At 36.2% G+C, this 14,101-nt stretch carries 13 protein-coding genes; 2 read left to right on the forward strand and 11 right to left on the reverse strand.

Going from position 1 to position 14,101, the window contains the following annotated elements; translation table 11 throughout:
- Positions 1-9 precede the first annotated feature (9 nt).
- The 7 genes from NYE23_RS23000 to NYE23_RS23030 form a co-directional block, all read right to left on the reverse strand.
- A complete protein-coding gene (locus NYE23_RS23000) occupies positions 10-534 on the reverse strand; it encodes a KdsC family phosphatase (RefSeq protein WP_341081477.1) in 525 nt (174 codons plus the stop codon).
- Between the two features lie 10 nt (positions 535-544).
- Positions 545-1,528: a KpsF/GutQ family sugar-phosphate isomerase gene (locus tag NYE23_RS23005; RefSeq protein ID WP_341081478.1), complete on the reverse strand. Its 984-nt coding sequence runs from the start codon at positions 1,526-1,528 to the stop codon at positions 545-547.
- A 17-nt stretch (positions 1,529-1,545) separates the two neighbouring features.
- Entirely contained in the window at positions 1,546-2,373 is an 828-nt protein-coding gene (gene kdsA, locus NYE23_RS23010) for a 3-deoxy-8-phosphooctulonate synthase (protein WP_341081481.1), read from the reverse strand.
- Positions 2,366-3,100, reverse strand: coding sequence for a 3-deoxy-manno-octulosonate cytidylyltransferase (kdsB, locus tag NYE23_RS23015; RefSeq protein ID WP_341081484.1), 735 nt, complete (start codon positions 3,098-3,100; stop codon positions 2,366-2,368). The genes kdsA and kdsB overlap by 8 nt, the downstream gene beginning before the upstream one ends.
- Before the next feature lie 16 nt (positions 3,101-3,116).
- Complete coding sequence (locus tag NYE23_RS23020; protein WP_341081486.1) at positions 3,117-4,451, reverse strand: capsular polysaccharide export protein, LipB/KpsS family; 1,335 nt, start codon at positions 4,449-4,451, stop codon at positions 3,117-3,119.
- A 281-nt stretch (positions 4,452-4,732) separates the two neighbouring features.
- On the reverse strand, positions 4,733-6,598 hold the full coding sequence (locus tag NYE23_RS23025) for a S8 family serine peptidase (RefSeq protein WP_341081488.1): 1,866 nt from the start codon (positions 6,596-6,598) through the stop codon (positions 4,733-4,735).
- A gap of 761 nt (positions 6,599-7,359) precedes the next feature.
- A complete protein-coding gene (locus NYE23_RS23030) occupies positions 7,360-7,560 on the reverse strand; it encodes a hypothetical protein (protein WP_341081490.1) in 201 nt (66 codons plus the stop codon).
- 627 nt (positions 7,561-8,187) lie between these two features.
- Between NYE23_RS23030 and NYE23_RS23035 the strand changes: the two genes are divergently transcribed.
- The gene (locus tag NYE23_RS23035; RefSeq protein WP_341081492.1) at positions 8,188-9,858 is read left to right on the forward strand and encodes a cell wall-binding repeat-containing protein; all 1,671 of its coding nucleotides are present in this window, start codon (positions 8,188-8,190) and stop codon (positions 9,856-9,858) included.
- 237 nt (positions 9,859-10,095) lie between these two features.
- Here the strand turns inward: NYE23_RS23035 and NYE23_RS23040 are convergent, their stop codons facing one another.
- Entirely contained in the window at positions 10,096-10,314 is a 219-nt protein-coding gene (locus NYE23_RS23040; protein WP_341081494.1) for a hypothetical protein, read from the reverse strand.
- A 363-nt stretch (positions 10,315-10,677) separates the two neighbouring features.
- On the opposite strand from NYE23_RS23040, the gene NYE23_RS23045 reads away from it, so the two are divergent.
- Positions 10,678-11,790: an acyltransferase gene (locus NYE23_RS23045; RefSeq protein ID WP_341081496.1), complete on the forward strand. Its 1,113-nt coding sequence runs from the start codon at positions 10,678-10,680 to the stop codon at positions 11,788-11,790.
- 679 nt (positions 11,791-12,469) lie between these two features.
- On the opposite strand, the gene NYE23_RS23050 is transcribed toward NYE23_RS23045, so the two are convergent.
- From NYE23_RS23050 to NYE23_RS23060, 3 genes are all read right to left on the reverse strand, one after another.
- Positions 12,470-12,631 carry a hypothetical protein gene (locus NYE23_RS23050; protein WP_341081497.1) on the reverse strand — a complete coding sequence of 54 codons (162 nt, stop codon included), beginning with the start codon at positions 12,629-12,631 and terminating at the stop codon, positions 12,470-12,472.
- A 298-nt stretch (positions 12,632-12,929) separates the two neighbouring features.
- On the reverse strand, positions 12,930-13,160 hold the full coding sequence (locus NYE23_RS23055; protein WP_048009134.1) for a hypothetical protein: 231 nt from the start codon (positions 13,158-13,160) through the stop codon (positions 12,930-12,932).
- Positions 13,161-13,206: 46 nt separating this feature from the next.
- Positions 13,207-14,094 carry a helix-turn-helix domain-containing protein gene (locus NYE23_RS23060; RefSeq protein ID WP_341081502.1) on the reverse strand — a complete coding sequence of 296 codons (888 nt, stop codon included), beginning with the start codon at positions 14,092-14,094 and terminating at the stop codon, positions 13,207-13,209.
- Positions 14,095-14,101 lie beyond the last annotated feature (7 nt).

Below are 14,101 nucleotides of genomic sequence, written 5' to 3' on the forward strand. Positions count from 1 at the left end.
ATACTCCTTTTATTGAACCACTCTGATTTTGCCATATAGGTAATCATCTAAGAGAGTTTCATAATCATATTGTTCTTGTAATATAGATTCAATTATATCCCTTACAGCACCTTCCCCACCTTTTAGTAGAGAAACATATTTTACCTGTTCTTTTACATAAGGTACAGCGTTATTAGGTGCTGCGGGGAACCCTACCTCACGTAAAATAGGTAAATCATTTATATCGTCCCCTACATAACAAACCTCATCCAACCCTATCTGCAGCTCAGATACGATTTGCTGTAGGACTTCAAGTTTTTCATGAATTCCCTGAAATACATAATCAATTTTTAATTCTTTTGAACGCTTAGTTACTGCTTCGGAAGATCTGCCGGTAATGATTGCTGTCTTAATTCCTGCATATCTCGCAAGGCTGATTCCCATTCCGTCTTGAGTATGGAAAGCCTTATATTCTTCTCCATCAGATCCCATATATAGTTTTCCATCTGTAAGTACACCATCAACATCCAAAACGATAAGTTTGATCTTTTTCATTAAGGACTCCTTATAATCCAAGATTCATAAGATCATGAATATGGATCATTCCAATTGGTCTATAGTAGTCATCAACAACAGGTAGTACGTTAACTTTCTTCTCTTCCATTAGACGGAAAGCTTCAGATGCAAGTAGCTCACCTTGAATTACAACAGGCTCTCTGTTGCATAAATCATCTACAGACTTAGATAATAAATCAGGTGATAAAGCAAAAGCCCGCCTAATGTCTCCATCGGTTAAGATCCCGACCAATTGGTCATTCATGTCGACTACACTTGTTGCACCCAATCCTTGAGCCGTCATTAAGAAGAGAGCTTCCTTAATAGTTGCATCTCCCATAATGAGAGGATTTTTACGAGTTGTCTGAATAACATCGTTAACAGTTAATAAAAGCTTCCTTCCTAGGGAACCAGCTGGATGAAACACAGCAAAATCTTCCGGCTGGAAATTCCTCGCTTTCAAGAGTGCAATAGCTAAAGCATCACCTAAAGCTAGAGTAACAGTTGTGCTAGTAGTAGGTGCCAGACCTAATGGGCAGGCTTCCTTCGCATTACCAATTGTTAAAACAATATCTGATTTTACAGCAAGGGTAGATAATGGATTTTTGACAATCGCTATCATTTTAGAGCCAATACGTTTAATAGAAGGAATCAGATTAAGAACTTCATCAGATTCCCCGCTATTCGAAATAGCGATAACCACATCATCCTTTGTTACCATTCCAAGGTCACCATGGAGTCCTTCAGAGGGATGCAGGAACAAAGATGGTGTACCTGTACTTGCCATAGTAGCGTTAATTTTTCTGCCAATGATCCCCGATTTTCCGATTCCAGTTATTACGACTCTCCCGCGGCATTGCAGAATCATATTAAGGGCGTCATTTATAGAGTCACCAATTACCTCTTTCAACTCCAAAATTGCCTGTGCCTCTTTCTCTAACACTTCCATAACACTATCTGTAAAATCAAGCGAAGGCGCTTTAAGGTCTAACATTTATCTTCCCCCTGTTTTTATAATTGTTTTACTAAACGGTCAATTTCAATAATTGGCTTTAATACTTCTTCGAGGTTTTCAAGCCTGACCATATTTGGGCCATCTGATAATGCATTATCTGGGTCAGGATGAACTTCCATAAAGATTGAATCAACGCCTACGGAAGCAGCAGCTCTTGAAAGATACGGTACAAACTCTCGTTTCCCTCCTGTAGTAGTGCCGTTTCCTCCAGGTATTTGCACACTGTGTGTAGCGTCAAAAACAACTGGAACATCCATTTCTCGCATTGTGATTAGTGATCGCATATCAACAACAAGGTTATTATAGCCAAAAGTTGTTCCACGCTCAGTTAAGAGGATGTTATCATTTCCAGACTCACGAAGTTTGGTAACAACATTTTTCATATCCCATGGAGCCAAAAATTGGCCTTTTTTTACATTAACAATTTTCCCCGTTTTTGCAGCAGCTACCAAAAGATCGGTCTGTCTGCAAAGAAACGCTGGAATTTGGATAATATCAAGAACTGCTCCAGCTGCTTCTGCCTGGTTTGGCTCATGAATATCCGAGGTTACCGGCAGATTAAAAGTTTCTTTTACTTTTTGCAGTAATTCAAGCCCTTTTTCCAATCCCGGTCCACGGTCTGAATATATGGATGAACGATTAGCTTTATCGAATGAACCTTTGAAAACAAAAGGTACATTAAGTTTCGTTGTTACCTCTTTGATTGTTTCTGCTGTTTCCATAACAAGCTGTTCATTTTCAAGCATACATGGACCAGCAATTAACACGAATGGATTATTACCGCCGAATTTAATTTCTTCATTTAAAATAACTTGTTTAGACATGATGTTTTCCTCCTAAGATTTTTTCCACTTTTTCAATATCCTCTGGCGTATCAACACCAATTGCATTATATTGCGTTTCAATTACCTTAATTGTATAGCCATTCTCGAGCAGTCTGAGCTGTTCAAGCATTTCCACTTCTTCTAAAGGCGTTTGTGGCAAATTAACAAATTCATTAAGAATCGATTTAGGGTATCCATAAATACCCAAATGTTTAAAGTAGTCAATTTCCTTATTAGAACGGTTATATGGAATGACTGAACGTGAAAAACACAAAGCATTTTGCATTTTGTCAGTTACAACCTTAACCACATTGGGATTTGCTACATCATTATGATCATGGATCTGAGTCTTAGCTGTGACAACCACCCGCCCGTTCTCTGCCTGAGCTGTTTTTATCAAATCATCAATAAGGCGTGGATCGATTAAGGGCTCGTCACCCTGAATATTGACAAAGAAATCACCCTCTACCAAGGAGGTTACTTCAGAGATCCGATCAGAACCTGTCTCATGATCTTTTTTTGTCATAACAGCTTGTCCACCAAAACCTTCAACGGTCTTAATAATTTTTTCATGGTCAGTAGCAATAACAATTTGATCAATATACTTACTTTTTGATACCTGTTCATACACATGCTGTATCATAGGCTTTCCATTAATTAATGCTAGTGGCTTACCCGGAAAGCGCGTAGATCCAAAGCGTGCAGGAATGACACCAATAATTTTCAATATTAACACCTCGATATCAACCTTGATTAATAGGTTCATGTATTTTATCAGCTATGTTTTTAGCTGTTTGGCTGTTCGGGATATTCAGCGTACCCTCAACCTGGTAATGAAACCTTAAATAATAGATGAATTTTTCAACCCTATCCTTGACAAAAGGGATATTTATGGAATTAAAAAGGCTCTGATATAATTCGTTAGGATTAACACACTTTTCCACGATACCATCAATATTATAAAGTGCATCTCCAAGTGTAATGACGGGCTTATTCTTGGCTAGCGCCTCTATACCAACAGTTGAGTTTATTGTTATTACTGTAATAGAATTTTTAATTAATTTATTTACACTATATTTTTGAATAAAAGTGACCTCTTTAACATTTTCATACTTCTTCTTTAGTTGCTTGTAATTATTTCTTGACATATCCTCTGGATGCTCTTTTACTAAAATTGCGATATTGCGATTATGCTTTTTATTGTATGTTGCTACGGCCTTGTGAACATAAAATAAAAACTCTTCCATCGTCTTTATTCTAGGAGAGTTATAAAATATCTGTGTATCTCTTGATACTTGAAAAGGGACAAACACATATTCGTCCGGAAGTGCAATTTGATCATCTTTTCTAATATGGTAGGTCTTCTTAAAAATAAAGTACTTTATTGCCTGCCACAAAGTAATGTGATCATACAATCTTGGATGAATTTTAAAGAAGCTGCCTACCATTGACAGAAACTTCACTAAAGCAACTTTTGTAAGGCTTTCTTTTCTGTTTAAAAATAATTGCGGGTTCTCAGGCTTAAAAAGATATTTTTTTAACCGCTTTTTATCCATTATAATAGAATCATAAAAATCGGATTCCTTGTTCACAGAAGAAGCTGCGTTAATTCCCTTTGAATCACAAGTAATAGTATAAGGCCTAAACAAACCGTCCTCGAAATAATAAATCATAAGACCTTTTTTCTGAGCTAAATACTTGGTTACTTGATCAATCCAATGATAGCCATTAAAAAGGCATATTATATCTATTTTTTTGTCATCTATATAACTATTGATAAAATACATATATTTTTTATATGTACTTAGCTGCTTTTTCGTAACTTTTTTTCCTAATATGTTTTCAATATAGGTTATATTGTATATCTGAAGACTTAAAAGTTCGTCATCAGAAATAGGATACTCATTTTTATTAGTCCAATTTGTAGTAAAGACAGACTCCACATTGGATTTAAAAAATAGTTCCCCTAGCTCCAACTTTAATATGAAACATTTATGCCCTTTTTTTTCTAACTCTTCTGCCACATTAGCAAAGAATCTTTTATTTCTATTCCCTCTTACAAACAAATAATTAGCCATTTGTTTCCTCCATGGCTTGAATATCGTAACGATTTTTGTAGATATTTGTAATTTTATAGTCTAATAATACGCAAAAAATTAAAATAAGTAAACAGAATTTAAATTAATCCACTTACTTTTTTCCTGTTTTTCAAATAGATTCCATTACAGATTGTTTTTATTTTTTTCAAATTTATTACATCGTTTAATAATAATGTAATATTAAACTAATTTCATTGGTAATTATTGTATTTTTCAGCTTGATGTAAAGATACCAGCCATTAATTTCTGCAAATAACTCACTATTTCACTAAGTAAGGAAAAACACCTTTCCCCACAGAACCTTCCCCGCCTAAAACCGTAAAGCTTTTCGTATTTCCTTTTACTATTGTGTTACGGGCCGTCACAGGGAGTTCATCTCTCTTTGTTAAGAGGATGGTTGTTTTGTCCTTTGCCATTAAGACAGACCCAGTTAATGCGTCTGCAAAAGTTGTTCCGGCTGAAATATATAAATGCTCTGCAGCAGGATAGTAGAGAAGTTTAATGTTTGTAGCTACTTCAAAACGATCCTTTCCGCCAATCCTAATCGGGGCAACTAATTGTTTATAGACACTGGGCCGAACGCTTGCTTCTCCGCCAACCACAATAGTCTCTTCAAGCGGATGCTTTGCTAGAAGGGCATTTATGTTTTCCGGCAGTTTATCTGGCCGTGTAAGAAGGATCGGATATCCTTTTTCAGCAGCATACGGAGCAATTGCCAGGGCATCTGGAAAGTTTAAACCATTTGTTATGATTGCTTTTTGATACGTGCCCATCATCTCAGCGATATTTTCAGCCACTTCAAAACGATTTTGCCCATCAATTCTTTTAGTTTTTATCCCCATCTGTTTTATTTCCGATTGAATATTTTCAGTAACGCTCCCTTTTCCGCCAATTAATATTACTTCCTTTGGCTTCAATCTTTTAAGTTCTTCTATCGTTTTTAAATGAAGCTCGTTAGAAGCAGTCAGAAGAATCGGAGCATTGAATCGGTAAGCTAGTGGGGAAGCAGCTAAAGCATCAGCAAAAGCAAGGTTATTGATTATAAAAACAGTCTCCGACTTTTCCCACCCTTTTCTTGAGATATTAGCAGCAACTTCAAACCTGTCTTTTCCCCCAATTCTTTCTGCATTGAGGATAGGCTGGATCAGACCATAGCCATATAATGGATCTTTTCCTTGAACACCAAGGTCCATTGCATTTTCTCTCAGCTTGCTCCTGATCCATGTATTTGTAGCCGTTGGGAACATTTCCTTTAATAATGCCAATTTCCCCGAAACAAAAGCTGCTGCCATTGATGTACCGTCGTAAGAGGCGTATTCGTTATTGAGTATAGTGCTCTTTATATTCACTCCAGGGGCAGAAAATTCAATTCCATCTCCTGTAGCTGAAAAAGCCCCCCTGCTATTTGACTCATCCACTGCTGCAACACCGATAACCGAAGGATAATTTGCCGGATATGATACCGTATCATTGGCTCCATCCATTCTTCCATTATTCCCTCCTGCTCCTACAACAAAAATGCCAGAATCCGCAGCCTTGTCAACTGCTGTCTTTAAGGCAGCCGAATGACCATTTGCTACAAGGCTAAGATTTATAATGTCCATTTTGTTCGTTATAGCCCAATCGATCCCCTCAATAATATTGGACAAGGAGCCGGCACCCTTTTTGTCCAGTACTTTAACTGCGTATAATTGTGAACCCGGCGCTACTCCGACTATCCCAATATTATTGTTCTTAGCACCAATAATTCCCGCTACATGGGTTCCATGCCCATTATCATCATGGTATGAACTGGTGTAGCCAGAAAACGATTTACCGCCCGCAACAGATAGATCCGGATGAGGGGAAATGCCCGTGTCAAGAACAGCTACCCTAACCCCGTTTCCGCTGAAATTGAGTTTCCATTCATTTGGTGCTTTAATAGATTTTATTCCCCAGCCACGCATCTGGCCGCCAACTTTTACTTCAAGATCCTTTTCAATACTTTTTACAGCAGAGTTTTGCCTTAATTGATTCAGATCTGTCTCAAAAAGGGAAATTTTCAAGGCTGGTATGTTTTTAAATTCCTCTAAAATAATCCCTTCAGCGTCCCATATACTCTCTTTCTTTACTTTTTCATGAAACAATACAATTAACTCTATTCTTTCCGAATCCCCATGCACTATATGATTGCCTATTGGCCCCAAAAAGAATAGTATAAAAATAAGAACAGCAATAGAAGATTTAATTGTACTCAGCTCCCATTTAATAGTTGAAACTATTATATTATGTAAGAGAATGAATTACTTTTATTTTTGTTATTTTTATGCAATAAAAAAGGGGACCCAAACAATAGGTTCCTTTCTCATCCTACTTTACCTTTCAAGTTTATTCTAACTTTCTTTAATAAATATACTCTGCAGCTTAAAACCCTATTAAATTCACTAGAGAGATAACAAGGCCAACTAAAAGACCTTCAGGCAAATACCTTTGTTTTATTTATTTCATGGGTGCCTTCTGGAATGTAAATACCTGTATAGGCTGAATGAACAGGAAAAGTTACTGCCCCTTTTTCCGTCAATATAGGCTTTGAATAAAGAATGGAAAGAAATAGAACAGAATTTTAATCAGCATTTACAGATCCGGTTATACTGAAGCAATATTATCTAAACTGTTGGATTGATGCTTATTAACCCATCTGCCGAATTCAGCATAACTTCCAGCAGTAACTCTTACATCCTTTAATAGAAACTTTCCTGGTTAGATAATAAGTTTAATCTATTCAGACTCACCATCTGCCCCCATTCAGAAAAGAACATGATTAACGTCTCTTTATAATGATACTGTGATGAAACATACTGGTTCTTACTCTTATTTTTCTCTATATAATATTTTTGTCCCTTATCATTTAATACAGTATCGTTACACCATTGTTTTTTGTAAAAGGAATAATATCTACAAAGAAGTTCAGCTCAGAGAGTTGATGTTCTTTAAGTGGAATGGTAATTTCGATAGGCTCCTGGGAATCTATTAATAATCCATTTCCTTTAGTCTCTTTTAAAATACCTTGGTCAAATCTTGCATCTTTTAATGACGCAACAAAATCCATGAAATGATTTTCAGCTGGAGGTAGTGAATACTAAGCATATATCCCGTCATCTGCAGTTTTCTGCTTAATAACTTAAAGTCACCAATTCCACCAGTCAGACTAATGTCTACAAAACGGTTCATTACTTTATAGTAGCTTTTTGAAACAAGAGAACGAGCAGGTGAATCACCAGCTCGAATCCTTTTAGCTATCACCTGTTCAACTAAAGCAACCTTTTATCATTTTGGGGAAGAGTGAAGGAGTATGCAGAAGATCCGCATCCATAGTAATTATAGCTTCCCCTTCAGGCAGTTATAACCCTGCAAGCATCGCAGCTAACACAGAAACTCACCTCTTTAATCCCTTTTTGCCTAGCAAATTTTCACATAATCACCTTGAGTTTTAAAAAACCCCCATAAAGGAAATTCCTTATTAAAGAAGCATAACCGTTTTTATTTTGATAGAATCAATTAAAAAATTTGATAGACGATTAATTCCACGACATTTGAAGTTACTTTCCTATGTCCTATGCAAAATTTTTGTCGCAAAAAATTTTATCTATATTTTCAAATATTTTACAATTTATTATTTACAGTGTATATCCTTTGACTTTAAAATAAAGTTATAAAATTTTAAGGAGATTACCAAATGAAACTTTCAAAACTCATTTCTAGTTTCACTGTTGCCGCTCTTGTAGGTTCAACTATCGCAAGCACTTCCGTCTTTGCGGAGTCAAATCCTCCTCTTGACAGGGAGCAAAAAAGGCTCCAAATTATTAATCAGCTTGAACAGCGAAACACATCGGATTCAGTTAAAGCCTCTTCTCTTCAGGAACAAACTTCAGCTGAGATCCAGTACAATGAATACATTGATGCTTATGAGATCCATGAATTTTCTTTTTCTACTGATGGCGGAAACTTCTCTTGGGATCTTGTATCGCAAGAAGATGTTGATATATTTATTTACGGATATGATAATGATGAACTAATCGATCCTGCAGAGTACTCTTCCTTTGAACTTCCAGCAGGTGATTATGCTATAGTCGCAATGGGTTTGAGTGAACATCCTGTCGAATATGACTTTTGGCTTGAGGGGGAATTTTCCGGTGTACCTGATAATACCTTGCCGGAATTAATCATTAATAATCCTGTGGATCATGAATTTCGTCTAAGCAAGGGTTCCTCTCCTATATTAAAAGTCTCAGGAGAAACGAGAAATTCAGATTATGTAAGAATTTATAGTAATCTTAGAGAATATGAGGTATATCCCGGGTCATTTCATGAAGAGATCGAATTGGGCAAGGGGTTCAATACGGTTTCCTTTTATGCTGTAAATTCCGAAGGAAATTCAATCACTTCTTTTTATAATATTACCTTTCCAGGCGTTAGCCGAATCTATGGAAAAGATCGTTATTATGTATCGGGGAATGTAAGCAGTACACTGGATTATTGGGGATACAACAGCGGAACAATTATTATTACACGAGGAGATTTATTCCCGGATGCTTTGTCAGGCGGACCGCTTGCAAGCTTTGAAGCAGCTCCGATCATGCTGACACAGACAAATAAACTTCCGGATAAAATTAAAGATAAAATCACTGACTATGGTGCTGAAAGGGCAATAATCCTGGGTGGGACAGGTTCAGTCTCAACTCAAGTAGAATCACAGCTAAGGCAGCTTGGAGTAAATGACATTGAGCGCATTGGCGGAAAGGACCGGTATGTGGTGTCTTCCAGTATTGCGGAGCAAGTTTCTTCTTATATGGAATCTGATACGGCAATAATTGCTAGCGGGGAAGTTTTCCCTGATGCACTTTCTGCTTCTACAATTGCAGGAATAGCAGGAATGCCCATTCTGCTGGTGAAATCCCAGGAGATTCCAAGCTCCATTCAAACGTTCATAAAGAACCATCCTGAAATTACTAATTTTATTATTGTGGGCGGTCCTGCAACTGTTAAAGATCCTGTTTCATTAAAACTCAAAGAGCTGCGCAAAGGTGCAAGCGTGCAAAGGATTGGTGGAAAAGACCGTTACGAGGTTTCCATTAATGTAGCAAAACACGCGATGGAAAACTATGGAATGAGTTTAAGTACAATTGCCTTTGCAAGAGGCGATCTATTCCCTGACGCCTTATCCGGGGCACCACTAGCCAACTTCTTCTATGCCCCTATCTTGTTGACCAGAACTGATAGGGTTGAAGATAAGGTTAATACTTTCCTAACCAGTAATCGAAGTCAGCTCGAGCATATGTATCTAATTGGTGATGTTGGGTCTATTTCTCCGAATACTGAAACTCAATTGTATAATTTAATACGCTAATTAAACAAGCATCGGAGGGGGCAATAAAATAAATAGAATTTATAAGATACTTCATAAAGGGAAGCCACGTTTCGTGGCTCCCCCTTTATTTCTAATAGAATAGTATTTTCTTCAAGTCTTTTCTCCTTTCAGTTCCTTTGAACAGGAATATGTTAATCAGCTAAAGGTGACCAGAAGATTTCAAGAAAATACTATTTTTGTACCGTTTTTATTGATTTTAATATATTTTAACCTCTTTTATTCTGCAGAAGATATTCTACTATAGACCTTAAATAGATTCTCCAAGCATTCTTTTTTTATTCTTTCATGGCAAATGAAATCGTTTCGAATTTCGTATTCCAGCTGTGCAGCGATATTGAATAGTTGCTTCTCGTTAACATCATTTATTTGTTTTTTTGCTAGGTAATTCCCAATCTTTCGTTCAAAGTACTCTACTGATCCAAATATTGCACTCAATTTAATCTCCTCCTTATAATTTCTTCTCGACTATTTAGCAGTTTCCCTATCATTTACTAAACAAACCAATTATTCAACAAACTTATAATCACTTAGGTATTAAAGTTTTAAACAATCAGCACTATTGTACTGATACCAAACAACTATATACTTAAACAATTTTCGATTAATTTATCACATTCCTTTCTTTTTATTTTGAGACAGGAACAATTATCCTTAATAACCAATTTTAGTTTGCTTTATTAATGTCCAGCTAAGTTTTTGTTAAAGTTATTTTACAATAGAGATATAGAGAAACCTTTCGTTTATGATGTAAAAGGAATTCAAGCAGGTCCAATTCATAAACGCAAGGATGTGAGATTTATGAGTAATACTCGAGAACACATATCTGAGATTCACATGTTACGGGCAATAGGTTGCTTATTTGTTGTTGCTGTCCATGTTTCAGGATCCTTTTATTATGCCCATGGTGAAAAATTTAATGAAATTACATTATTTATAAATCAAATCAGCCGCTTTGGAACATCAATGTTTGCACTTATAAGCGGTTTTCTTCTTTTTTATCAAACCCGTTTTAAAGGCTTTAATCTTAATCGATTTGTGAAAAGCCGTTTTACAAAGATTGGTTTGCCCTTCCTCTTTTGGAGTGTTTTCTATTCCTTGTTTACGTATTTTGTACTTGGCGTAAATCCTCTTGTCTCAGGGGAAATGCAGTTCTTAACCAACTTCATTTTCGGTAATGCGTATTACCATTTATACTTTATGTCGATTGTTTTTCAATTTTATTTATTGTTTCCGCTCTTACAGGTCTTTAAATCAAAAATGATTTGGCCAGTTCTGCTTGTCTGCTCGGTATTTATTAACTATTATTTTGTAAAATCATTCAATCCCGGACTTTTTGAAGGGATCTTGGGGAACATTCTTAATCAGAGGGCATTTCTGCCAAGCTGGATTTTCTATTTTATTTTTGGGGGGTTCCTGGCATACTTTTGGGAGCCGCTTTATGCCTTCTCTAAAAAATACAAATACCTTTTAGGCATTGCCGTATTAATCATCACTGCTGTCGCAGTACGGGAATACAAAACAGTTGGGTCTACGCCATCCAATAGGGTAACTAACATGATTAATATTCCGATCATTACCTTATTCGTAATTGGTATTGGAGCTCAAATTCAAAATGTTAAATGGCTAAACAGCTTTTTTACCCGGATTGGAACATTATCAATGGCCATCTATTTGGTACATCCATTTGTTCTTTATAGTTTTATCCAAATTGCCCCGGACTTTGTCTGGAAAACATCTCTTTTCCCATTCGTCTTTGGAGCCATTCTTTTGGGCTCCATTGCAATAGTAAAGGTTATGCAATTATTGCCGCTTAATCACTATATATTAACGGTACCTGGAGCTAAGAAGCAGCAGATGAATCATCTTCCTGGAAAGCCTGCTACTATGAGAATTAATTCTAATCTTCAGTAATTAGAAATCAACAGCCCGAGCTATCACTTGAGAGTGCTCGGGCTGTTTGTTGATTTTAAACGCAATTAGAATAGAACTATTTAATGGCTTATATACTCTTTCCAATATAATCGGCAGAATTTAACGTTATTCGATTTATCTCTTTTCAAAAATGTTTTGCCACATGATACTATTTAAATTGGGAATGAAATCTTTATAAATAAATATGCTCTTCTGGAAACATATATAACGGGTCTGGGAAATGAAGATGAATTTTTTGTAGTTGGAACAATGGATCCTCTGGCCGAGACTTTCAAACAGCACATTCAAGAGAATCACAGTCCTTGGTAACCATTGCCCATTACTATTATAATGAAGAAAAAGGCGTGTAATTTCTTATGTTTAAAGGTAATTCTATCGTTCTGGTTTTCACAGTCATTTTGGTTTTGTTTATGATAGTTGTTTCTATAGAATCAACTATCATCCGGATTCTCTTGATCATACTTTCAATTGTTTTCTTACTGCCCGGTTCGAGGAAAACGTTATTTACAAACCAAATGTTCTTTAGGAAGGTAAAGGTATCATTGTATACTTCGTTAATTATAACTGGTGGATTATATATAACGAAACTCCCATCTATACTTAGCCTTTTTCCAGAAGTAGCTGCTACTGTTTACTTCACTTTATTTGGAATTTTAATTTACGGTCTTCCAGCCTCTATGATTGCTGAGTTAGTTTCTAATAGGACTCCTGTTAAGCGTGCTTTATTTTCTGGCATAATCCATATAGGGTTTGGGCTACTGGCATTTTTTCTTTCTTCTTTCTCTTCTTTCGGAGTTATAGCATCTATTTGTTCAGTCATTTTTTTGCCCTAGATGAAATTAATAGAAAAAAGGGTTGAATTAGCTTAAATAAAGAATTTCGATTTTCCATAATCCTTCTCAGCTTGGAGCTGTCTTTAATATGGATAACCTACACTTCGGAAGATTCTTTATAACACATTCAACTTAAGCTCCTAGGAATACCTTTTAAAGTTGCATAAAAAAATCCCCTTCAAGTAACATTCTTTACTCCATGGTGAACATGAAGATTTTTTGAATGTATACTTAAAGGGGGCAAAGACAACTTTTTAGCATTTTAATAGAAAGCTCAAAATATCATTAATGCTCAGAAGGAATCCCCATTGTTGAATATGCCGGACTGTGTTCTGAAGGAATACCAGCTAATTCAATTGTTTTGCCAACACTATGTTCTGATGGAATGCCGGCTAACTCTACAGGCTTGACAACACTATGCTCTGAGGGAATTCCAGCCTCCTGGTTCCCTGCGAAAGATGCTCCAGCCCCAATTACCCCTAATGCCAATGCTCCGGCTAAAATTAATTTTTTCACGACATTGACTCCTCTCTCATTCTTAATTTATTGAATTATTTATATATTAACACCGATTGAGTAATTTTTCCATTTCTGATTCGACAATTTGGATAAATTTATCATTTTTTTGCAGCTGCAGGATATAAATAGCTTTTTGAAGAAACTCGATTCCCTTTTCTTTATTGCCAAGTTTTATATGATTCTCTCCGCTTTGATAGTGCAGATTGGCAAACAAATATTGGATTTCTTCATGTATGCAAATATCAATTCCCTTTTGGCAATATACAAGGGATTCCTGGAATTCCCCTACCTCTGTCAAGGCCTGGGATAACCCAAATAGGATCCTGACTTTCCCTCTGCTTTCAAGGATATGCGGCAGCTTTTCCAAATCATTAAGTGCCTTTTTGAACATCGATATGGATTCCTGATAGAGATTCATATCTTTATATAAAATAGCGATGCTTGCTAATATTTCGACTTCTCTTTCCGATAAGTTGACTCTTTTTTCATTTGTAAGATCCAAAGCGCCGTGCAATATTTGGATCGCTTTATCAAAATCATTTTCAAGATAAAAAACACAGATCCCCTGGTGCCAGACCAGGAATTGCTTCAGCATGACAGGCTGAAAAAGGGGATTATCCAGTTCCTTTTGAACAATTTCATAGATGGCCTTATAATTCCAATTCCGCTTGTGCTTATTAATAATTTGCATAACAGCTGTAGAATAATTTATGGTAGACTTCGAGGCAATATTAAAGAAGTACGTAAGATCAATATTCATTTTATTTGCTAATTGATTCAGCGTTTCCAGACTTGGATACGCTTTCTCTCTCTCAAAAGAAATAAGCTCTTCCTCAGAACATATGCCCTCTGCCAGTTCCTTAACACTTAACCCTTTATACTGACGAAAAGATTGTAAGCTGTCGCCAATTAAATACTCACTTAAATTCATCAGCTTT

It is taken from the genome of Cytobacillus sp. FSL H8-0458 (assembly GCF_038002165.1).
Lineage (GTDB): Bacteria > Bacillota > Bacilli > Bacillales > Cytobacillaceae > Cytobacillus.